This window comes from Mesorhizobium waitakense (genome assembly GCF_056431085.1).
Genome location: NZ_JBWKME010000013.1, coordinates 87,924 through 108,723, shown reverse-complemented (window position 1 = coordinate 108,723; position 20,800 = coordinate 87,924). Strand labels below are relative to the sequence as shown.

19 protein-coding genes and 1 pseudogene are annotated in these 20,800 nt (G+C 63.1%); 7 read left to right on the top strand and 13 right to left on the bottom strand.

The genetic code is table 11. The features are described from left to right. Position 1: 1 nt before the first annotated feature. From AC07FD_RS01835 to cpaB, 5 genes are read right to left on the bottom strand one after another with little or no spacing between them, the layout of a single operon-like run. Positions 2–1,423, bottom strand: coding sequence for a CpaF family protein (locus AC07FD_RS01835; protein ID WP_477227357.1), 1,422 nt, complete (start codon positions 1,421–1,423; stop codon positions 2–4). Further along, complete coding sequence (locus AC07FD_RS01830) at positions 1,420–2,634, bottom strand: CpaE/TadZ family protein (protein WP_478348402.1); 1,215 nt, start codon at positions 2,632–2,634, stop codon at positions 1,420–1,422. The genes AC07FD_RS01835 and AC07FD_RS01830 overlap by 4 nt, the downstream gene beginning before the upstream one ends. A gap of 32 nt (positions 2,635–2,666) precedes the next feature. Next, complete coding sequence (locus AC07FD_RS01825) at positions 2,667–2,936, bottom strand: hypothetical protein (RefSeq protein ID WP_478348401.1); 270 nt, start codon at positions 2,934–2,936, stop codon at positions 2,667–2,669. A 4-nt stretch (positions 2,937–2,940) separates the two neighbouring features. Further along, positions 2,941–4,386: a type II and III secretion system protein family protein gene (locus AC07FD_RS01820; protein ID WP_477289053.1), complete on the bottom strand. Its 1,446-nt coding sequence runs from the start codon at positions 4,384–4,386 to the stop codon at positions 2,941–2,943. Positions 4,387–4,418: 32 nt separating this feature from the next. Then, entirely contained in the window at positions 4,419–5,345 is a 927-nt protein-coding gene (cpaB, locus tag AC07FD_RS01815) for a Flp pilus assembly protein CpaB (protein WP_477303837.1), read from the bottom strand. 237 nt (positions 5,346–5,582) lie between these two features. Here cpaB and parE point away from each other — a divergent pair, with 237 nt between their 5' ends. Together parE and AC07FD_RS01805 are read left to right on the top strand one after the other, a co-directional pair. Then, positions 5,583–7,637 carry a DNA topoisomerase IV subunit B gene (gene parE / locus AC07FD_RS01810; protein WP_457151893.1) on the top strand — a complete coding sequence of 685 codons (2,055 nt, stop codon included), beginning with the start codon at positions 5,583–5,585 and terminating at the stop codon, positions 7,635–7,637. A 44-nt stretch (positions 7,638–7,681) separates the two neighbouring features. Further along, entirely contained in the window at positions 7,682–9,748 is a 2,067-nt protein-coding gene (locus AC07FD_RS01805; RefSeq protein WP_478348400.1) for an FUSC family protein, read from the top strand. Here AC07FD_RS01805 and AC07FD_RS01800 read toward each other — a convergent pair. Continuing rightward, a complete protein-coding gene (locus tag AC07FD_RS01800) occupies positions 9,745–10,866 on the bottom strand; it encodes a DUF2336 domain-containing protein (protein WP_478348399.1) in 1,122 nt (373 codons plus the stop codon). The two genes, AC07FD_RS01805 and AC07FD_RS01800, sit on opposite strands and share 4 nt — an antisense overlap. Positions 10,867–11,019: 153 nt before the next feature. On the opposite strand from AC07FD_RS01800, the gene AC07FD_RS01795 reads away from it, so the two are divergent. Together AC07FD_RS01795 and AC07FD_RS01790 are read left to right on the top strand one after the other, a co-directional pair. After that, a complete protein-coding gene (locus AC07FD_RS01795) occupies positions 11,020–11,472 on the top strand; it encodes a MaoC family dehydratase (protein ID WP_027045910.1) in 453 nt (150 codons plus the stop codon). Further along, positions 11,472–12,353, top strand: a complete 882-nt coding sequence (locus AC07FD_RS01790; RefSeq protein ID WP_477415912.1) for an HpcH/HpaI aldolase/citrate lyase family protein — start codon at positions 11,472–11,474, stop codon at positions 12,351–12,353. Before AC07FD_RS01795 ends, AC07FD_RS01790 begins: the two co-directional genes overlap by 1 nt. Here AC07FD_RS01790 and AC07FD_RS01785 read toward each other — a convergent pair. Together AC07FD_RS01785 and AC07FD_RS01780 are read right to left on the bottom strand one after the other, a co-directional pair. Further along, positions 12,350–12,958 (bottom strand): flavin reductase family protein, encoded by a 609-nt coding sequence (locus tag AC07FD_RS01785; protein WP_095087866.1) that lies wholly within the window; start codon positions 12,956–12,958, stop codon positions 12,350–12,352. The genes AC07FD_RS01790 and AC07FD_RS01785 overlap by 4 nt on opposite strands. Position 12,959: 1 nt before the next feature. Further along, positions 12,960–13,544, bottom strand: a complete 585-nt coding sequence (locus AC07FD_RS01780) for a nitroreductase family protein (protein ID WP_478348398.1) — start codon at positions 13,542–13,544, stop codon at positions 12,960–12,962. Positions 13,545–13,702: 158 nt separating this feature from the next. Here AC07FD_RS01780 and AC07FD_RS01775 point away from each other — a divergent pair, with 158 nt between their 5' ends. Then, complete coding sequence (locus AC07FD_RS01775) at positions 13,703–14,668, top strand: hypothetical protein (RefSeq protein WP_478348397.1); 966 nt, start codon at positions 13,703–13,705, stop codon at positions 14,666–14,668. Positions 14,669–14,692: 24 nt separating this feature from the next. Here the strand turns inward: AC07FD_RS01775 and AC07FD_RS01770 are convergent, their stop codons facing one another. Beyond that, positions 14,693–15,631, bottom strand: a complete 939-nt coding sequence (locus tag AC07FD_RS01770; RefSeq protein ID WP_478348396.1) for a lysophospholipid acyltransferase family protein — start codon at positions 15,629–15,631, stop codon at positions 14,693–14,695. An 84-nt stretch (positions 15,632–15,715) separates the two neighbouring features. Next, positions 15,716–17,692: a threonine--tRNA ligase gene (thrS, locus tag AC07FD_RS01765; RefSeq protein ID WP_478348395.1), complete on the bottom strand. Its 1,977-nt coding sequence runs from the start codon at positions 17,690–17,692 to the stop codon at positions 15,716–15,718. A 249-nt stretch (positions 17,693–17,941) separates the two neighbouring features. On the opposite strand from thrS, the gene AC07FD_RS01760 reads away from it, so the two are divergent. Beyond that, entirely contained in the window at positions 17,942–18,790 is an 849-nt protein-coding gene (locus AC07FD_RS01760; RefSeq protein ID WP_478348394.1) for an SAM-dependent methyltransferase, read from the top strand. On the opposite strand, the pseudogene AC07FD_RS01755 reads toward AC07FD_RS01760, so the two are convergent. The 3 genes and pseudogenes from AC07FD_RS01755 to AC07FD_RS01745 form a co-directional block, all read right to left on the bottom strand. Continuing rightward, positions 18,768–18,986: pseudogene (locus tag AC07FD_RS01755) on the bottom strand (class D beta-lactamase); the annotation flags it as partial. The gene AC07FD_RS01760 and the pseudogene AC07FD_RS01755 overlap by 23 nt on opposite strands. Before the next feature lie 134 nt (positions 18,987–19,120). Next, positions 19,121–19,489, bottom strand: coding sequence for a membrane protein insertion efficiency factor YidD (gene yidD, locus AC07FD_RS01750; protein WP_478348393.1), 369 nt, complete (start codon positions 19,487–19,489; stop codon positions 19,121–19,123). 163 nt (positions 19,490–19,652) lie between these two features. Continuing rightward, complete coding sequence (locus tag AC07FD_RS01745) at positions 19,653–19,811, bottom strand: hypothetical protein (RefSeq protein WP_478348392.1); 159 nt, start codon at positions 19,809–19,811, stop codon at positions 19,653–19,655. Between the two features lie 92 nt (positions 19,812–19,903). Between AC07FD_RS01745 and AC07FD_RS01740 the strand changes: the two genes are divergently transcribed. Continuing rightward, a complete protein-coding gene (locus AC07FD_RS01740; RefSeq protein ID WP_478348391.1) occupies positions 19,904–20,800 on the top strand; it encodes a LysR substrate-binding domain-containing protein in 897 nt (298 codons plus the stop codon).

Below are 20,800 nucleotides of genomic sequence, written 5' to 3'. Positions count from 1 at the left end.
ACTACTCCTGCGGCCGGCCGGGTTCGAAGTATCGCCCGGGGAACTCGATGCCCATGGCGCGCAAATCCTCGAGGAAACGCGGCCGGATGCCGGTCGCCTCGTAGTGGCCGAGGATCTTGCCGTCGGCGTCCATGCCGGTGCGCACGAAGCGGAAGATCTCCTGCATCTGGATGACATCGCCTTCCATGCCGGTCACTTCGGCGACGCTGGTCACCTTGCGCTTGCCGTCAGACAGGCGCGTCAGCTGCACGATAAGGTCGAGCGCGCTGGCGATCTGGCTGCGGATCGACTGCACCGTCATCGGCATGCCGGTCATGCCAAGCATCTGCTCGAGCCGCGAAATGGCGTCGCGCGGCGTGTTGGCATGGATGGTCGCCATCGACCCTTCGTGGCCGGTGTTCATCGCCTGCAGCATGTCGAAGGCCTCCTCGCCGCGGCACTCGCCGAGGATGACGCGGTCTGGGCGCATGCGCAGCGCGTTCTTGACCAGATCGCGCTGCTTCAGTTCGCCATGGCCCTCGATGTTGGCGGGACGCGTCTCCATGCGCGCCACATGCGGCTGCTGCAGCTGGAGTTCGGCCGCGTCCTCGATGGTAATCAGCCGCTCATCTTCGGGGATGAAAGCCGACAGCGCGTTGAGCATGGTCGTCTTGCCGGTGCCGGTGCCGCCCGAAATGATCGTCGTCTTGCGGGCATGCACGGCCGCCGCCAGCACTTCGGCCATGTTCTGGGTGATGGCGCCGAACTCGACCAGCTTGTGCAGGCCGAGCTTGTTCTTGGAGAATTTGCGGATCGACACCAGCGGCCCGTCGACCGCAACCGGGCGGATGGCCGCGTTGAAACGCGAGCCGTCCAGCATGCGTGCGTCGACCATCGGCTGCGATTCGTCGACACGACGGCCGACCGCGGCAACGATCTTGTTGACGATGCGCAGTAGATGCGCCTCGTCCTTGAACGGAATATGGACCGGCTGCAGCTTGCCCTTCTTTTCGACAAAGCAGTTCTGGTGGCCGTTGATCAGGATGTCGTTGATGTCGGGATCCTTGAGCAACGGCTCCAGCGGACCGAGGCCGACCATCTCGTCGACGATGTCGTCGACCAGCGCGTCAAGCTCGACGGTGTTGATCGCCATCCGCTCTTGCTTGGTCTTTTCCGACACGAAATCAAATACTTGCCGGCGCATCTCATCCTTGGGCAAACGCTCGAGCGCGACAAGGTTGATCTCCTCGAGCAGCAGCCGGTGGATACGCACGCGCGCATCGAGCACCTTGTTGGCATTCTTTGCCGGTGCGGCTTCCGGCTTTGCCGTCAAAGCCTTTCGGTTCGTCGGAATGACGACGGCATGATGCGCGACCGGCACCGGCTCGGCGGCGCGTTGAGGACGCGCATCGCGGTTCTGCAGGGTGGAAAAGCGGCTGGTCATCCGGCCTTCCTCTTCAGCAATCCCCGGCCCATGCCAAACAGCGAGCGCGATTTCGCCCGGGGTTGGACTGCTTCCTCCGGCAGGATGATCTTCTTCAGGTCGTTGACGACATTGGCGTTGGGGTCGATCTCGTGCAGCGGCACGCCCCGATCGACTGCCTCGCGCACCAGCCGGTAGTTGTTGGCAATGCCGCCGACGAAATGCTCGCCGAGGATTTCCTGGACGTCCGCCTGCTTGATGCCGTTGTCGAACATCTTCTGCTCGAAACGGTTGACGATGACGTTCGGCTTCACTTCCTTGCCGACAGTCTCGTAGACCGCCTGGATCAGACGCTGCGTGTGGCGCAGGCACGGCACAGTCATTTCGGCGACGATGTAGAGTTTGTTGGAACCGAGCAGCACCGTTTCCGTCCACGGAAACCAGGTGCGCGGCATGTCGATGACGACATTGTCGAAATAGGCCGAAACGAGGTCCAGCATGCGCACCACGACATCGGTCTTGAACGAGCGCATTTCCGCCGGATGCGTCGGCGCCGCCAGCACGCAAAGCCCGCTGGCATGTTTCGACAGCATCACGTCGAGCAGTTGCCGGTCGAGGCGTTCGGGCTGGTTCTCGATCTCGGTGATGTCGAAACGCGGTTCGAGGTCGAGATATTCGGCACAGGCGCCCTGTTGGAAATTGAGGTCGACCACGCAAGTCGACGCGCCGCGCGTCACCGAGTGATGCAACTGGAAGGCGGTCTGCAGTGCCAGCGTTGTGGTGCCGACGCCGCCCGCGGCCGGCATGAAGGTGTAGATTTGCGACTCAGTGTTTTCCTCGCGGCCGGGCCCTTGCAGAGCCCGCACCACGGAGCGTACCAGGTCGGCGGTGGTGATCGGCTTGACCAGGAAATCCGCGACCTTAAGCTGTACCAGGATGCGCACCGCGGCGGCATTGAACTCCTGGGTAACGACGACGACCGGCACCTTGTCCTCCAGCCGGCGCATGATCCGCTGCAGCGACTCGACCTCCTCCAGCCTTGCCGCATCCATGTCGACGATGATGGCGCCGAAATCGGCCTCCTGGATCTCGCCGCGCAGCTCCGTGACATTCTTTTCCACTGTCGACAGCTGGATGACCTCGGAGGCGGCGAATGCGGTCCGCGTGTCCTGCACAAAGGTCCTGTCGGTCGAAACGAGCAGGATCTTCCTGGTCTTGATGCCGTTTGCCATTCTGTCAGCCTGTCCGGTCGCCGCCTGTTGGATCAGTTGCCTGTCGTGGATTGCGACGCTTTCGCGCCGGCCGCCTGATCGGGAGTGATGGCCACCACGTCGCCGCGCTGGGCTGGAACGAGAAGTTTTGTGTTCTGGACACCGTATTTCCAGGGATCGACCATCTGCATGACGGTGTCGGCGGCTTGCGCATTGCCAGCGGCCGGCGTCACCCCTTCCGTGCGCACATAGTCGTCGCTGGTGCAGCCGGCGGCGAAGCCGGCCAGCAGCATGGCGGTGCTCGATCTCAAGACCAGACGCATGGTTTCAGTCCTTCGGCAGGTCGAGGAAATGCCCGACCGTGGTTACGGCAGCCGGTTGCGCGACTGTGCCGCCGGCCATTGCCAACGCGCGATTGGTGTCGGATGTCTTCACTTCGTCGGTGTTGTTGAGAAAATAGTCGGCGTTGCTGGCCGCCTGCGTACCGTCGGTCGGCACGATGAGTTTCTTCGACGGATCGACCGGCTTGACCAGATAGGGGGTCACGATCATGACCAGGTCGGTCTCGCGCCGCTGATAGGATTTCGACGAAAACAGCGCCCCGAGAACCGGCATTTTGCCAAGGCCGGGAATGCGCGACGTGGTGATGTCGTTTTGCGACTGCAGCAATCCGGCGATCATGAAGCTCTGGCCATTCTTCAGGTCGACCGACGTCCTAGCGCGGCGCACGATGAAGCCGGGCACCGATATGCTGCCGATATTGTAGGAGGCCGACGCGTCGATCGAAGAGACTTCCGGCGCGATGTCCAGGCTGACCAACCCGTCCTTCAGCACCGTCGGCGTGAAATCCAGGCTGACGCCGTATTTCTTGTAGCTGACCGAAATCTTGCCGTTGTCTTCGGAGACCGGGATCGGAAATTCGCCGCCGGCGAGAAAGCTTGCCGTTTGGCCGGAACGGGCGATCAGGTTCGGTTCGGCCAACCGACGGGCCAGGCCGCGCTCTTCCAGCGCCTTGATGGCGATATCGATCGACACACCGTTCGACAGCAACCGGCCGATGATCTCGCCGGTCCCGGCCCCCGGCAGGGTACCCGGATCGATGGTGACGTCGCGCCCGCCGAGGCCGTAGGCGAAATTGGCGCTGTATTTGGCACCGAGATCCTGACCCGCCTGGCGATTGATCTCGACAAAGCGGACGTTGAGCTGGACCTGCTGCGACGACGAGATGTTGACCGAGTTGATCACCTCCTCGGCGCCGGAAAAACGCGTCGCGATCTTGTTTGCCTTTTCGGCGGCGACCGCGTCATCGGCCTCGCCCGACAGCACGACACGGCCATTGGCCGAGCCGACCTTGATCCTGGCGTCCGGCACGCTGGCGCGGATGGTGCTGGCCAATTGGTCGGTGTCGAGTGTCACCTCGATGTCGACGGTGCCGACGAGCTGCTTCTTCTCATCGAACAGCGCGATGCCGGTGGTGCCGAGGTTGTTGCCGAGCACGTAGAAGGATTTGTCGGTCAGCGGATTGACGTTGGCGATCTCCGGATCGCCGATGACGATCTGGTAGAAGGCGGCGCTGGTCATGATCGTCTTCGGCTTGCCCTTGGCCACCTTGATCGACGCATTCTTGGTCGTCGACACATAGACGATGTCGTTGTCGGCCCTTGCCGAGGCGCCGAAGGCCAGCATCCCTGCGGCAGCTAGTGAAGCCGCCACAGCCACGGTGCGCAACACGCGCAACCGTCCCATGACCCGATATGTAATCAGCCCGAACATTGTCCCGTCCCTCACCCAGTCCCCACTGGTTTCTATTTCTGGTCCGGCGAAGGAACCTGGTATTCCTCTGCCTTCGTGCCGCGCGTCACGATGACCGTCTTGAATTTCGGTTTCTCCGGCTCTTTCGCCACGGCATTGAACAACGAACTGGCCGCGGCCTGCACGTTGGAGGCGACCGATCCGCCGAACGAAGAGATGGTGGTGACGCCGTTCTTGCCGTCATCGCCTTCGCTGGCGGAGCGGAGCGACAGCGACAGCGAGCCGACGGTGCGGGCAAGTGCCACTTTCTTCGCGCCTTCGGTGGTCACCTCGATGGTCACGGAATTGGCAATCTGCGGCGTGGTCTGGCGCTCGTCGGCGCCCTGCCCGACGCTCAGCACCTTGGCATCGGAGACGACGATTTCGGAGGTGATGGTCGAACCGGCGGCGCCTTGCGCGTTCTTGGCCACCTCCTGGATTTCGCCGGCATCGCGGGTCAGCACGACGTCAACCCGGTCGCCCGGTGTGACGAAGCCGCCGACACCGGCAATCTCGTCGGTGCGGATGGTCACCGCCCGCATTCCGGGCGTCAGCATGTTCGAGAGCGTCGCGCGGCCATTTGGCCCCGACAGCTTGGTGAGCAGCACCGGCTCGTTGACCTCGATCGGCGTCAGCACCACGCGATTGCCGTCGCCAAGCAATCCATCGATGGTCGGGAAGGCACCCTGCGGCAGGGAATCCTGCGGCCAGGGAATTTCGCTGAGCTTCGTGCGGTCGAGCTCCATGCCATAGCGCAACGGAGCATTGGCCACCACGATGGTCTTGAACTCGATCTTGGGTGCAACTGGCGCGGGGATCGACGCCGTCTTCGCTTCGCTATCTGCCCTAGCCTGGCTCTTGACCCAGAAATCCGCGGCAAAGATCGATATCGCGCCAAAAACGGCGGCGATGCCGATCATCGATATGGCCTTGCCCCTCACGCCCGAAACCCCTGATGCCCGCAATTTCTTGTTTTGTTGGGTTCATGCTAGGCGGCATTGTTAAAGAATCAGGAATCCAACGCGGTGGCATTTGACCTATTTCCGCCGGATTGGTTATCGAATGGTTCTGCGCTAGGACGGGCAATTCCCCGAACGGAACAGGAACCTCGGTCGCTTGGCGCTGAAAAGCGTGCCAGTATCGCGAGGTGATTCGCAGCATTGGACTCTATGGCAGGCATGGACGACAACAACGATCTTTTCGGCAATCTGGACAAGCAGCCGCAACCGGTCCGCACACCGGCGCGCCCGGCGGATCCGCTGGTGCAGGCGACCAGGCGTCCCGCCGCGACCAAGGATGGCAGCGAGGGCTATAGCGCCGCCGACATCGAGGTTCTGGAAGGGCTGGAGCCGGTGCGGCGCCGGCCAGGCATGTATATCGGCGGCACCGACGACAAGGCGATGCACCACCTGTTCGCCGAGGTCATCGACAATTCGATGGACGAGGCGGTTGCCGGCCATGCCACCTTCATCGATGTCGAGCTCTCTGCCGACGGCTATCTCGCCGTTACCGACAACGGCCGCGGCATTCCGGTCGATCCGCATCCGAAATTCAAGAAGCCGGCGCTCGAAGTGATCATGACGACGCTGCATTCGGGCGGCAAGTTCGACTCGAAGGTCTACGAGACCTCAGGCGGCCTGCATGGCGTCGGCGTCTCGGTGGTCAACGCGCTGTCGGACCATCTTGAGGTCGAGGTCGCGCGGGGCCGCCAGCTTTATCGCCAGCGCTTTTCGCGCGGCGTGCCGGTAACCGGCCTGGAACAGCTGGGCGAGGTTCACAACCGGCGCGGCACAAAGATCCGCTTCCACCCCGACGAGCAGATTTTCGGCAAGGGTGCTGCGTTCGAGCCGGCGCGGCTCTACCGCATGACGCGCTCGAAAGCCTATCTGTTCGGCGGCGTCGAAATCCGCTGGACCTGCGACCCGTCGCTGATCAAGGAAAAGGACCAGACGCCGGCCAAGGCCGAGTTCCATTTCCCCGGCGGCCTAAAGGACTATCTCAAGGCATCGCTCGGCGACGAGTTCCAGGTGACGCGCGAAATCTTCGCCGGCAAGAGCGACAGGCAAGGCGGCCATGGCTCGCTCGAATGGGCGGTGACCTGGTTCGGCGGCGACGGCTTCATCAATTCCTACTGCAACACCATCCCGACCGGCGAAGGCGGCACCCACGAGGCCGGCTTCCGCAACGTGTTGACGCGCGGCCTGCGCGCCTATGCCGATCTCGTCGGCAACAAGCGCGCCTCGATTGTCACCTCGGAAGACGTCATGATCTCGGCGGCGGGCATGCTGTCGGTGTTCATCCGCGAGCCCGAATTCGTTGGCCAGACCAAGGACAGGCTGGCGACGATCGAGGCAATTCGCATTGTCGAGACCGCGATCCGCGATCCGTTCGACCATTGGCTGGCCGACAATCCGCAGGAAGCCTCGAAGCTGCTCGAATGGGTGATCGCGCGCGCCGACGAGCGGGTGCGCCGGCGCCAGGAAAAAGAGGTGTCACGCAAGAGTGCGGTGCGCAAATTGCGGCTGCCGGGCAAGCTCGCCGACTGCACGCAGAATGCCGCGGCCGGCGCCGAACTGTTCATCGTCGAAGGCGACTCGGCCGGCGGCTCGGCCAAGCAGGCACGCGACCGTGCCAGCCAAGCCGTGTTGCCGCTGCGCGGAAAAATCCTCAACGTCGCCAGCGCCGGCAATGACAAGCTTGCCGGCAACCAGCAGATTTCAGACCTGATCCAGGCGCTCGGCTGCGGCACACGGTCGAAATACCGCGACGAGGATTTGCGCTACGACCGCGTCATCATCATGACCGACGCCGACGTCGACGGCGCCCACATCGCTTCGCTGCTGATCACCTTCTTTTACCAGGAGATGCCGGCCCTGGTACGTGGCGGCCATCTCTATCTGGCGGTGCCGCCGCTCTACTCAATCCGGCAAGGCGGCAAGGTCGCCTATGCCCGTGACGATGCGCACAAGGACGAGCTTCTGCGCACCGAGTTCACCGGGCGCGGCAAGGTCGAACTTGGCCGCTTCAAAGGTCTGGGCGAGATGATGGCCGCGCAGCTCAAGGAAACCACCATGGATCCGAAAAAGCGCACACTGCTTCGCATCGATGTCATCGACGCCGAGGCCGCTACCAAGGACGCGGTCGACGCGCTGATGGGCACCAAGCCTGAAGCCCGCTTCCGCTTCATCCAGGAACGCGCCGAATTCGCCGAGACGGAAGTGCTGGATATCTAGCCGCCAGCCGGTCCATAACAGGCTCGACTTGCGGAGACCGGCATGTGACCTGGGCGCGGCTGAAAGGCTATTTCGAAACCAGTTTGGCCGGGCTGACGCAACCGACGCGTTCGGACTGGATTTTCTCGCTGCGCACCGTTTCGGCCGGCCTGATCGCGCTTCTGGTCGCCTACGCCCTTGAGCTCGACCACCCGCAGTGGGCCATGATGACGGTGTTCATCGTCGCCCAGCCCGTCGCTGGCATGGTGCTGGCGAAAGGCTTCTACCGGCTGCTCGGCACGCTTGCCGGCGGCATAGCGGCGATCGGCATCACCACGATTTTCGGCACTAGCCCCTGGGTGCTGGTGACGGTGCTTGCCGTCTGGATCGGCATCTGCACCTTCGTCTCGTCGCTGCTGCGCAATCCCGAAGCCTATGGTGCCGCCCTTGCCGGTTACACCGCGATGATCATCGGCCTGCCTGCCTTCGGACAGCCGCACGTCGTCGTCGACCTCGCGGTCGCGCGCTGTGCCGAAATCGTGCTCGGCATTGTCTGCGCCGGCCTGACCAGCCGGCTGATCCTGCCTAAACTGGCCAGCGACGCCATCATCTCACGGTTGAAACGCTGCATCCTCGATCTTGCCACCTATGCCGGCGGTGCATTCTCCGGCGGCGATCCGGCAATCCTGTCGGGCATGCACCGAAAGCTGGTCACCGACACCCAGACCCTTGGCGAGATGCGCGCCTATGCCAGGCTCGAAACGGCCAGCTTCGCGCCGCGCGCCCATCCGGTCCGGCGCACCATCGGGCAACTGCTTTCGGCCCTGTCGGCGGCACGCGCGCTGCATTCGCACGCTGCCCCGAAGAACGCAGCACTCATTCCGGTGCGCTCGGATTTGCAGGCCCTTGTCAGCGAACTGGCCGCCAAACCCGCCGCGCTGGACGACACCGCGCCCTGGGTGGCCCGGCTCGACGCGATCTCGGTCAAGGCCCGGCAAATACCCGATGCCTCGGCCGATCAGGGCGACGACAGGGTTGGCACCATCACCCGCCTCACCATCGCCGCCGATTTCGCCGAGGCGCTCAAGCAGGTTCTGCGCGGCCTCGACGCCTTGCGCGCGCCTGTCACCCGTCCTGCCCGGGGCAGCAGACAACCCTCGCTGGTGGTGCACCGTGACTACGCCGGCGCATCGCGCAATGCCGTGCGCGCTGCTCTTGCCACCTTGCTGGTCACGGCCTTCTGGCTGACGACGAAATGGTCGGAAACCGCAGGCACGGTCATTCTCGTTGCCGTCGTGTCGAGCCTGTTTGCCGCTCGCCCCGACCCCGTGCAAGTGTCCTGGGGCTTCTTCAAGGGAACGCTGCTGGCGCTTCCCTTTGCCTTTCTCGTCGGTCAGGTCGCGTTGCCCGCTTTGCCCGGCTTCGGCTGGTTCATGCTGCTTGTCGTGCCGATCCTGGTGCCGACGGCGCTCGCCATGGCCAATCCGCGCCATGTCGGCGTGGCGACGGCCTTCGCCATCAACTTCCTCGCCTTCCTCAGTCCGCATCAGGCGATGACCTACAATCCCGGCCCTTTCTTCGCCGGCTCGGCGTCGATCCTGGTCGGCATCCTGCTGGCGATTGGTGTCTTCATCCTTGTGCTGCCCGCCGATCCGTGGCTTGCGGCCAACCGCATCGTGCGCGCCATGCGCGAAGATCTGGCGCGGCTTTGCCTGCATGAGCGCGTGCCGAGGCGTTCAGCCTTCGAGAGCCTCGCCTACGACCGCATCAACCAGCTGATGCCGCTGGTGCAGAATGCCGGCAGGAAAGGCGATGCGGTTCTGGGTGGCGGCGTTGCGGCCGTCACCGTCGGCTTGGAAGTCCTGCGGTTGCGCGACGCAAGCCAAGGCCATGCCATCCCATCCGAGACCGCGCTTTCGATCGCCAACTTTCTGAGAGGGCTGGCGGGGGAACTGCTCTTCCGCGCACCCGGCGATCCGCAAACGTCGACCGTCGCCGTCGCCCGGCAGTATGCGACGAGCATCGCGCAGCGCAACGCCACCGGCGAGGTGCTGCAGATCGCGGCATCGCTGCGCATCATCGCCGCGGCGATAGAAGATTTTCCCGATTTCTTCGCGAGGGATAAAGGCTAGGCCGCAGCGATCGCCAGCGCGTGCCCCCGCGCATTCTCACGCAGCGCATCGAGATGGATCGACTTGACCAGTGTGGCGAGATCGCTTTGCGCTGACTGTCCGCCCAATTCCTTCAGCATCAGCCAGCTGACCTCCTGAACGCCGACGACACGCTTGCCGTTGGCCACCTCGCGCCAGATCTTCAGCGCGCGCAGTATGATGGCATGCGTCACGGCGGCAAGACCCGCGCTGCGGAACAGTGCCTGCAGAGCCACATCGTGCCCGCCGGCCAGCAGCGCCCTCACCCTTTGTTCGGATTGCTGGCTGAGCGCGACCAGCGCCGAGCCGAAGAAATCGACCTTGCCATGCGTGATAGTACGAATGAGGAAGCTCGCGGTGAGATCGCCGCGCAGCCTGAGATGCTCGATCAGCGCCGCATGTTCTTCCTGGCGCGTGCCTTCGATCAGCGTCACCGAAGCCTTGACGCAGGCGTCGCGCGTCACGCGGTCGGCTCGCGCCGCGCCCATCAAAGCCATGACCAGCGGCGACGTTTTCAGCATCTCGCCGAGCTTGACGAGCAGCATGTGCCGGCAGTCGGCAGGCAGGCGGGCGTCCGATATCAGCGCCTCGCGCACCAAGGGCAGATGGCCGTGGCGTTCGGCCATGCGGCGGAAGCTGAGCGAGGCGATGTCGGCGCCGCTGTTGGCGAGCAACACGGCGCAGGCTTCCGCCTCGCCGATCTCGGCGATGGCCGCCGACAGCGCCATCGAGACGAACGGCCGGTCGGCGATCAACTTTTGCGTCACCTTCGGGCTGCTGGCCACGCGGTTGATCAGATCGGCGTCGGTAAGCAGCGGCGAACGTGCCAGCACCACGCCGGCGACTTCCGGCTGGTCGGAGGCCAGCGCACTGATGATCTGCAACGGCGCGTGCTGGCTCATCGACAGAGCTTCGGCCATCGCCAGCCGCACTTTTGACGAAGCGTCGTCGAGCAACAGCGTCAGCGCCGCCTCGGCGGCGCAGCGGTCCTCGAAAGGCAGGTCGGAATTGACGTAGGCTCGAGCCAGCGCATTGGCCGCGGCGGCGCGCTCCGAGACCCTGGCGGTGCAAATCCATCTCAAAAAATGCGAAACAACCATTGCCGCCTGCTTACGCCCCTTGCCAGAACGTTTCCTGGCCCCGTGCAGACGGTAGGCAGAAAAGGTTTACGAACGGTTCACCATGTTCATTAACTGGCTTGCGAGCCCTGAATGCAGCGCCTATCAACCCCACAGGCGGTAGAGGAGCAGGATATGGCCGGGCTTTATTTGGAAGAGTTCGTCGTCGGCCATGTCTTCCAGCACACGCTGCGCAAGACCGTCACCGAAAGCGACAACATGCTGTTTTCGGTGATGACGCTGAACCCGCAGCCGCTGCATATCGACTTCGATTTTGCCGCCAAAAGCGAATGGGGCAAGCCGCTTGTCAACTCGCTGTTCACGCTCGGCCTCATGATCGGCATCTCGGTCAACGACATCACAGTCGGCACCACGGTCGCCAATCTCGGCATGAAGGAAACGGTGTTTCCGCACCCGGTCTTCCATGGCGACACCATCCGTGTCGAAACGACGGTGATTTCGGTGCGCGAGTCCAAGTCGAAACCCGACCGCGGCATCGTTGAATTCGAACATCGCGCCTACAATCAGAACGGTGATCTCGTCGCCAAATGCACGAGGCAAGCGATGATGCTGAAGAAGGCCGCCTGATGCGTTCGCTGCTGTTCGTCCCCGGTGATTCCGAGAGGAAGCTAGAAAAGGGTTTTGGCGCCGGCGCCGACGTGGTCATCGTCGATCTTGAGGATTCCGTGGCGCCGCACAACAAGGCGCTGGCGCGCGAAATCGCGGCGCGCTTCATCGCCGAACGCAGGGCGCAAACCGGCTCAGTGATCTATGTGCGCGTCAACGATCTGTCGACCGGCATGACGGATGACGATCTGGCTGCTGTTGTTTCGGCCGGGCCCGACGGCATCATGCTGCCAAAATCGAACAGCGGCCTGGATGTGCAGCATCTCTCGGCTAAGCTCAGGGTTCACGAGGCCGAAAGTGGCCTTGCCGACGGCGCGATCAAAATCCTTCCGATCATTACCGAAACCCCGGCAGGCGTGCTGGCGGCGGCCACCTATGCCGGGACAAGCGCACGGCTTGCCGGTCTCACCTGGGGCGCCGAGGATCTGTCGGCGGCGATCGGCGCGCGCACGGCCCGCGACGAGCGCGGCGGCTACACCGACGTGTTCCGCCTGGCCCGCACCATGACCATCCTTGCCGCGGGTGCGGCGGAGGTTGCGGCGATCGACACCGTCTTCCCGAATTTTCGCGACATGGCGGCCTTCGAAGCGGAATGCGCCGAGGCCGAACGCGACGGCTTCACCGGCAAGATGGCGATCCACCCCGATCAGGTGCCCGTCATCAACGCAGCTTTCACGCCTTCGGCCGAAGCCTTGAGACAATCGGCGGCAATCGTCGCGGCTTTCGCGGCTGCGGGAAATCCCGGCGTCGTCGGCATCGACGGCAAGATGGTCGACCGCCCGCATCTGCGACTGGCCGAAAGGCTTCTGGCGCGGGCCAAGGCGGCCGGGATTTCAGCCTAGTCCTTGTTCCAGCGCGGCCGACGCATCGGAAACACCTCGTTGACGCTCGCATAGTCCATGTAGCCGAGACGAGCGACATTGCCGGCCTTGGTGATATCGAACAGGCCATCCGTCAGGAAGGCATCGTCGATGTACACGCCGACCACTTCGCCGGCGACGACGACAGCGCTCGTCGCCGATCCGTCCAGCGCCTTTGGGCGAAAGACTTCCGTCACCCGGCATTCGAGCGCGGCCGGTGCTGCCGCCACGCGCGGCGGCGCGACGAGGCGTGACGGCGCCATGGCAAGCTCTGCATAGGCGAACTCATTGACGCCGCGCGGCGCGTCGACGGACGTGCGGTTCATCTTTTCCGCGAGATCGCGGCTGACCAGATTGGCGACAAACTCGCCGGTTTCCTGCGCGAAGGTGGCGCTGTCCTTTTCACCTTCGGAGGAAAACCAGACGATGAAGGGCCGCGTCGAAACGGCATTGAAGAACGAGTATGGCGCGAGATTGATCTCGCCGGCCCCGTTCAGCGTCGATATCCAGCCGATCGGACGCGGCGCCACGATCGCCTTGGAAGGATCGTGCGGCAGCCCGTGGCCCTTTGAAGGTTCGTAGAACATTTCAGCCCGCCCACGGCCCCGAATAATCGGCATAGAGCTTCGCCGGATCGGGCCGGGGCCGCTCCGGCGCCGGGGCGGAATAGGAGCCGATATGGACGAAGCCAATGACGCGCTCCTGCGGCGCCAGCCCCAGCAGCGCCCTACCCTCGGGCACATCCGAATACCAGTTGCTGATCATATTGGTACCATAGCCCAAAGCATTGGCTGACATCATCAGGTTCATCGCCGCCATGCCGCCCGACAGGAACATCTCCCATTGCGGGATCTTTGGATTCTCCCTGGGGATCGACACCACGCCGATCACCAGCGGCGCACGCGAGAACCGCGCCAGTTCCTGGTTGCGGCGGCCTTCCGGCAACGGCCCCTCCCGCTGCTCGGCAAGTGCTGCCAGTTGCCTGCCGATCTCGACGCGGGCGTCGCCGCGATAGAGGATGAAGCGCCAGGGTTCCAGCCTGCCATGGTCGGGCACCCGCGAGGCAGCAGTGATCATCGTCGCGATCTCCGCATCGCTCGGCGCCGGCTCCTTCAAATCGGGGATCGGTGCGGAGTTTCGGGTCAGCAGGAAGTCGATGATCGGCGACGCCATGGGCGCAAGTCTCCTAAAACACTCTGTTTTGAGCTGGAGCGCACCATCGGGAATTCGGGCGGCTCGGGCAATAGCGCGGGGCGCGCCGGACGGAAGAGTCGTATCGGTTGGACTCTTAAGCCTTGAAATTGCCACCGCCATAGGCTTCAACGCAAGGCATGTTTGAGGGGACACTGCGTCTTTTCCTGGTCTGGTTGGTCGCCTTGCTGTTCATGGCGCCGGTTTCGCTCGCCATGGCACAGAACGCGGATGGCGTTAGCAATCTCAAGCTTCCCGGAATTTCGAGCTACGCGACGCCGAAAAGCGAGAGGTCGCTGGCCCTCGGCAGCGGCGACGCCATCACCTTGTCCGCCCAGTTGACAGACAAGGGCGCCGACATCACCCGCGGTATCGTCTGGCGCGTCTTCAAGCCCGAGGCCGTCAACGGCAAATTGCCGATGGTCGCCTCCGCGCATGGCGGCACCGCCGTCTTCCAGCTCGAACCCGGCAGTTACCTGGTTCACGCCTCCTATGGCCGGGCCGGCGCCACCAAACGCATCACCGTTGTCGGCAAAGACGCCAAGCGCGAAAGCCTCGTCCTCGACGCCGGCGGCCTCAAGCTCGACGCGGTTCTGTCCGGCGGGGTGCGCATTCCGCCGAAGAACCTGCGCTTCTCGATCTACGAAGGCACCGCCGCGCCGAATGGCGAGCGCGCGCTGATCATACCCGATGTCGAACCCAACAGTGTCGTGCGGCTCAACGCCGGCACCTACCATGTCGTCTCGACCTATGGCGCGGTCAACGCGGTCATCCGCTCCGACATCCGCGTCGAGGCCGGCAAGCTGACCGAAGCCACCGTCGAGCATCATGCCGCCGAGATCACGATGAAGCTGGTACGCGAAACCGGTGGCGAGGCGATCGCCGACACGTCCTGGTCGCTGCTCAACGAATCCGGCGATCCGATCAAGGAATCCGTCGGCGCCTTCGCCTCGATGGTGCTCGCCGAGGGCGACTACACCATCATCGCCAAGAACCGCGACCGCATCTACCAGAAGGATTTTACGGTCGTTGCCGGACAGAACCAGGAAATCGAGGTTCTGGCCACCGAGGCTGCGGCGATTGATCCTGAAGAAGGTGCTGATTAACCTTCCGCCGCGGGCTTGCCGACTTCAGGCCGCCAGCTTGGTCCGTGCCGGCAGGAACGGAAGCCGGCGACGCGCCACGATTGGCGCCAGGTCGAACACGCCGCGATAAAGGCGGTCGAGCAATGCCTTGCGATCGCGCAGTGGCTCCAGCTCGCTCCAGCTCAGCACATTGCCGACGCGGACCTCGATCGCCTTGCCGGACAGCCGCGCGAATTCGCGGATGAGCAGCGACGTGCGCAGCGTCAGCGACGCCTTGCCGACGAATTTCGCCAGGCGGCCATCGCTCTCGGCCATGTTCATCGGGCCACTGACCAGATGGAACAGTCGACCGTTCTGCCCGGAAAAATGCATCGGAATGACAGACGCCTTGGCGTCCTGGACGAGACGGGCCGGAAACATCTTCCACGGCAGGTCGCGTGCCCGGCCAAAGCCCTTGGGCGCGGTGGCGACGCCACCGGCCGGAAACACCACGATGGTGACGCCCTCTTTCAAAAGCCGAACCGCCTCGTGGCGCACGGCCATGTTGTTCTTCAGCGCGTCCTTGGTCTCGGAAAAGTCGATCGGCAGCGAATAAGGCTCCATCTCGCGGATCTTGAGCAGATCCTTGTGGATCATCACCCGGAACGGCCGCCCCAGCTGCTCTGCCAGCGACAGCACGGCGATGCCGTCGCCGATGCCGAACGGATGGTTGGCGACGATCACCAGCGGTGTATCCGGCAATTGCGCGGGCGGCCATTGATCCGCTGTCCGCACCCGGACGTCGATCAGGTCGAGCATGCGGCTGAAAACGCGCTCGCCTGACGGCACGACCTGGCGGCGCCAGAAATCATAAAGCGCGGTGTAACGGTCGCGACCCGACAGGCCCTCGACCGAATGAATGAACCAGCGCGTCAGCGCCGGCTGGCGCGGATTGGCATAGGAAAGCTCGGGAAAGGACCGTTCGCGCAATTTCAGCTTGAGCATAAGGGCTCGTTACAAGGTTGGCGTGACAGGGATATGAAAATGGCGGTGGATCGCTCCACCGCCATGTCGTCTGGACCATGCAGATCAGGCAGCGCGTTTGCGCCTGCGGTCCGGTGTGACCGCTTCTTCGGTCAATTGCGCGATCGCCTGGGCAAGGCCGAGCGATTCCTGGTCGCGCGAGCCCAGCCGGCGCATGTTGACCGTCTGCTCCTCCGCCTCGCGCTTGCCGCAGACGAGGATCACCGGAACCTTGGCCAGCGAGTGTTCGCGGACCTTGTAGTTGATCTTCTCGTTGCGCAAATCCGCTTCCGCCAACAATCCGGCGGCCTTGAGCTTTGCCACCACCTCGGTCGCATAATCGTCGGCGTCCGACGTGATCGTCGCCACCACCACCTGCAGCGGGGCGAACCACAGCGGGAAATGACCGGAATAGTTCTCGATCAGGATTCCGAGAAAGCGCTCCATCGAACCGCAGATGGCGCGATGCACCATGACAGGTTGCTTCTTCTCCGAATCCGAGCCGATGTAGAAGGCGCCAAAACGCTCCGGCAGGTTGAAGTCGACCTGCGTCGTGCCGCACTGCCATTCGCGGCCGATGGCATCCTTAAGTACATACTCGAATTTCGGTCCGTAGAAGGCGCCCTCGCCGGGGTTGATCGAGGTCTTGATGCGATTGCCGGACCGCGTCCTGATCGTCTCCAGCACGCTGGCCATGATCGCCTCGGCGTGGTCCCACGCCTCGTCGGTGCCGACACGTTTGTCCGGCCGCGTCGACAGCTTGACGCTGATCTCGTCGAAACCGAAATCGGCATAGGTCGACAGGATCAGATCGTTGATGCGCAGGCACTCCGACGCCAGCTGTTCCTCGGTGCAGAAGATATGCGCATCGTCCTGGGTGAAGCCGCGCACTCGCATCAGCCCATGCAGCGCGCCGGATGGCTCGTAGCGATGCACATTTCCGAATTCCGCAAGTTTTACGGGTAGATCGCGATAAGACTTCAACCCATGCTTGAAAATTTGCACATGGCCCGGACAGTTCATCGGCTTCAGTGCAAAGACGCGGTCGTCGTCGGTATCGTCACCGGCGACCGTCACCTTGAACATGGCGTCGCGATACCAGCCCCAATGGCCCGAGGTCTCCCACAGGCTCTTGTCGAGCACCTGCGGCGCGTTGACCTCCTGATAGCCCTGCTCGTCAAGCCGGCGGCGCATGTAGTTGACCAGGTTCTGGAACATCTTCCAGCCCTTGGCGTGCCAGAAGACGACGCCCGGCCCCTCTTCCTGGAAATGGAACAGATCCATCTCGCGGCCGAGTTTGCGGTGGTCGCGCTTCTCCGCCTCCTCCAGCATCGTCTGGTAGGCCTCGAGCTGCGCCTGGTCGGCCCAGGCGGTGCCGTAGATGCGCGTCAGCATCGGATTGTTGCTGTCGCCGCGCCAATAGGCGCCGGCAACCTTCATCAGCTTGAAGGCATTGCCGATCTGCCCGGTCGAGGCCATATGCGGCCCACGACAGAGGTCGAACCAGTCGCCTTGCGCATAGATCTTGAGGTCCTGATCCTCGGGAATGGCGTCGATCAGTTCCAGCTTGTAGCGCTCGCCCTTGTCGGCAAACACTTTTTTCGCCTTGTCGCGCGACCAGACTTCCTTGGTGAACGGCTTGTTGCGCGCGATGATCTCGCGCATCTTCTTCTCGATCACCGGGAAATCGTCGGGCGTGAAAGGCTCGTTGCGGGCGAAATCATAATAGAAGCCGTTCTCGATCACCGGCCCGATGGTCACCTGCGTCCCCGGCCACAATTCCTGCACGGCTTCCGCCAGCACATGTGCGGTGTCGTGGCGGATGAGCTCCAGCGCGCGCGGGTCGTCGCGGGTGACGATCTCGACCTTGCCGGACCTGCCCAGCGGATCACTGAGGTCGCGCACGACGCCGTCGATACTGTAGGCGACCGCCTTCTTGGCCAGCGATTTCGAGATCGATTCGGCAAGCCCGGCACCGGTCATCGCCGCGTCATATTCGCGGACGGAGCCATCGGGAAATGTCAGGGAAACGGAATTCAGCATGGGGTTCTCCTATCCAGTCCCGCAAACGAGCGCGGGTGGTCAACTGCATGTCGTTCAGAGTGTGCAACGCTTTGGGCGACATGCATGGGGGTAAAGCCGGATGCGTCCGGCGGCGGGCGGGTTTTAGAGGCAGTGCCGCGCTAGGTAAAGAGCACTGATTGGCCTGGCCGTCAGGAAATGTCGCCTGAGATGTCGCAGGCCGGTCGTCAAGGCTTGCGAACATCGCCGGCATGGTCTGGAATCGGGGGCATGGAAGACACATCCCCCAGCCGAACCGCCCTGCGCGTTGCGCGCTTGAGGGCTCTCCATCAGATTTCACCGGAGGCGGCGCTGTTTCGCGACCCATACGCGATTGCGATTCTCGGTGAAGGTGCTCCCGTCGAACAGCAACTTGCGCAAGAAGACGCCCACAGCCAGCGTATGCGCCTGTACGTGGCGGCGCGCGCCCGCTTTGCCGAGGATTGGCTGGCGGCGGCGGTGCGTCGCGGCACCCGCCAACTCGTCGTGCTTGGGGCCGGCCTCGACACGTTTTCGCTGCGCAATCCGTACCCGGATCTCTTGGTGTTCGAGGTCGATCATCCGGCAACCCAAGCCTGGAAACGCAGGTGTATCGCCGATGCCGGTCTTGGCGAACCGCCCACCACCACTTTCGTGCCGGTCAATTTCGAGCGGCAGCGTCTGCCCGAGGAACTGGCATCGGTCGGCTTGAAGTCGAGCGAGTCAAGCTTCTTCATCTGGCTGGGGGTCGTGCCATACCTGACGAAAGACGCGATCTTCAGCACGCTGTCCTACATTGCCACCACCCCGGGTTCGGAGGTGGTGTTCGACTACAGCGAACCGTATGAGATTCGCGATGCGGCCGGACAGGCCGCCCTGGCTTTCTACGCGGCACGCGTCGCTTCTGTCGGCGAGCCGTGGATCAGCTTCTTCGTCCCTGGCGAACTGGCGAAATCACTCTCCGATCTCGGATTCGATGAAATCGAAGATCTCGAAAGCAGCGATATCGCCGCCCGTTTTTCCAGGACACCAAGGCGAGCGCCAACCAACTCCGGCGGCCACATCATCCGCGCGCGTCGATCAGCGACAGCGGCGCCTTGAACGTCGAAGACGGGCTGAACCTCTGATCGCACACACTATCCTGGTGCAGCGTCTTGCCGCCCGCGGCGTCGAGGATCAGCGTACACTGCACGTCCCCAAGCGCCGCCGATTGCGCGCGCAGCGGAAATCCCAGCAGCCAGGCGAGCAGGAACAAGATCGCGGCAAAGATGAAGGGAAGACGGTCGAAATTACGCATTTGATGCTCGCTCCAGAGGGGTTCGCGAGCGGCTTAGCGAGGTCTCTTGTCTCGATTTTGTCTCAAATGCGCAGTCCTTGTGCAGCTTCGCGTTAACCCTACCAGATCGTAAACCGCAAGCTTGGCAGGCTCGATCAGCCCTGCGCTCGGCCGCGCTTGCTGCCGATCCGCCAAAACCGCCACGGCGCGAACCAGACATAGCGCTCGGCCAGCACCTCCGGTACAAGGTCGATGCCATGCGTTCCGAATGGCCCGCAGCGCAGCACCCGGAAAAATCCCATCCAACCGCCGGCCCACAGGCCATGGCGGGCGATCGCCTCGTGCGCATATTCGGAACAGGTCGGCAGGTGCCGGCAGGAATTGCCGATAAAGCCCGACAGCGTCAGCTGGTACAGGCGCACGAGCGACGTTCCCAGGAGCCGGCCGGGCGTCTTGCGCCACGGGCCGGGCCAGTTGCGGCCGCGCTTTGGCGCTCCGGCAATATGCCCATGCTGGTGCCCCACCGCAGCCTCCGCTCCAGAGCATGATCCCGAAAGTGGTCACCGGTTTCCTCGGACAAACGGAAACCGTTTGTCCAGAGATCATGCTCGATACAATCGCGTTTCCCACGCGATAGATGTGGGCTTCGGCTGGAGAACGCAATCCCTTCTGCCCACTCGCAAGCCATCAGGGTCTGGAACGGCGAAGCGGCTGCCGGCCGGCCAAAGGCGCCCACCGATCAGGACTGACCGGCTCTTCGCAGCGCTTTGCATGCGGTCTGTCGTCATGCCACTGAAACGTGACGATCCGCATGACATCGTCGAAGATGCTCAGGATCTGGATCATGACCGTGTCTCCTTTGACACGGATTAGACCGCCGCTGGCCTTCGCCTTCAAACGAGTATAATTTCCACTTCGGATAATCTGAGGTTATGCGAATGAAGCGCGGACGCCTGCCGCTGACGGCATTGAGGAGCTTCGAGGCGGCGGGCCGGCATCTGAGCTTCAGCAAGGCCGCCGAGGAGCTTTTCGTCTCGCAGGCGGCGATCAGCCGGCAAATAAGAGAACTAGAGGTTCTGATCGGCAGGCCGTTGTTCGAGCGGCTTCATCGCAGAGTTGAACTGACGGAAACAGGGCAAACTCTCCTAAGTCAGTTAACCACCAGCTTTGACGACATCGATCGCCAGCTATCACAGGTCCTCAGCAAGCCGGCCCAGAGCCCGTTGCGGGTCAGCGTCGAACCGTCCTTTGCTGGCGAATTTCTGATACAGCGACTGAATTCGTTTCAGCAGCGCCACCCGGAGATCGACATTTCAGTCGACGCGGACTCACGGCTCATAGAGTTTCGCGGACACGAAGCAGAAATCGCGATTCGATACGGAGCAAATGCCCGGTCTTGGCCGCGCACACAAGCGCGGCATCTGGTCGACGTTCTGGTTACCCCGGTCCTTGCACAGGAGTTGCTCTCGTCGGGCGTCCCTCTGACATCGCCGGCCGACCTGCGGCACTATACCTTGCTCCATGACTACAATCGCGATGGCTGGGCGACATGGTTTCAGGCACTGGGCCTTCCAGATCTCGCCCAGCAGAGAGGACCACTTTATACCGACGCAGCGCTTGCCATGCAGGCCGCGAAACTCGGGCACGGCGTCGCTTTGGGCGACCGCATCCTGAACGGCGCAGACCTTCGGGCCGGTCTCTTGGTTCGTCCATTTGAGATGGAAATCCCTTATGGTGCGTATTGGCTTGTCGCGCCTGATTTCCAGCGCCTCAGCCGACAGGCGGAGATTTTTGCGGACTGGCTTGTCGAAGAGCTTCGCGGGACTGAGGGATAG

Bases quoted from the DNA above. Each gene is read 5' to 3' on its own strand.
- AC07FD_RS01835 (WP_477227357.1), bottom strand. From the start codon at position 1,423: ATGACCAGCCGCTTTTCCACCCTGCAGAACCGCGATGCGCGTCCTCAA.
- AC07FD_RS01830 (WP_478348402.1), bottom strand. From the start codon at position 2,634: ATGGCAAACGGCATCAAGACCAGGAAGATCCTGCTCGTTTCGACCGAC.
- AC07FD_RS01825 (WP_478348401.1), bottom strand. From the start codon at position 2,936: ATGCGTCTGGTCTTGAGATCGAGCACCGCCATGCTGCTGGCCGGCTTC.
- AC07FD_RS01820 (WP_477289053.1), bottom strand. From the start codon at position 4,386: ATGTTCGGGCTGATTACATATCGGGTCATGGGACGGTTGCGCGTGTTG.
- parE (WP_457151893.1), top strand. From the start codon at position 5,583: ATGGACGACAACAACGATCTTTTCGGCAATCTGGACAAGCAGCCGCAA.
- AC07FD_RS01800 (WP_478348399.1), bottom strand. From the start codon at position 10,866: ATGGTTGTTTCGCATTTTTTGAGATGGATTTGCACCGCCAGGGTCTCG.
- AC07FD_RS01795 (WP_027045910.1), top strand. From the start codon at position 11,020: ATGGCCGGGCTTTATTTGGAAGAGTTCGTCGTCGGCCATGTCTTCCAG.
- AC07FD_RS01790 (WP_477415912.1), top strand. From the start codon at position 11,472: ATGCGTTCGCTGCTGTTCGTCCCCGGTGATTCCGAGAGGAAGCTAGAA.
- AC07FD_RS01785 (WP_095087866.1), bottom strand. From the start codon at position 12,958: ATGTTCTACGAACCTTCAAAGGGCCACGGGCTGCCGCACGATCCTTCC.
- AC07FD_RS01780 (WP_478348398.1), bottom strand. From the start codon at position 13,544: ATGGCGTCGCCGATCATCGACTTCCTGCTGACCCGAAACTCCGCACCG.
- AC07FD_RS01775 (WP_478348397.1), top strand. From the start codon at position 13,703: ATGTTTGAGGGGACACTGCGTCTTTTCCTGGTCTGGTTGGTCGCCTTG.
- AC07FD_RS01770 (WP_478348396.1), bottom strand. From the start codon at position 15,631: ATGCTCAAGCTGAAATTGCGCGAACGGTCCTTTCCCGAGCTTTCCTAT.
- thrS (WP_478348395.1), bottom strand. From the start codon at position 17,692: ATGCTGAATTCCGTTTCCCTGACATTTCCCGATGGCTCCGTCCGCGAA.
- AC07FD_RS01760 (WP_478348394.1), top strand. From the start codon at position 17,942: ATGGAAGACACATCCCCCAGCCGAACCGCCCTGCGCGTTGCGCGCTTG.
- AC07FD_RS01745 (WP_478348392.1), bottom strand. From the start codon at position 19,811: ATGATCCAGATCCTGAGCATCTTCGACGATGTCATGCGGATCGTCACG.
- AC07FD_RS01740 (WP_478348391.1), top strand. From the start codon at position 19,904: ATGAAGCGCGGACGCCTGCCGCTGACGGCATTGAGGAGCTTCGAGGCG.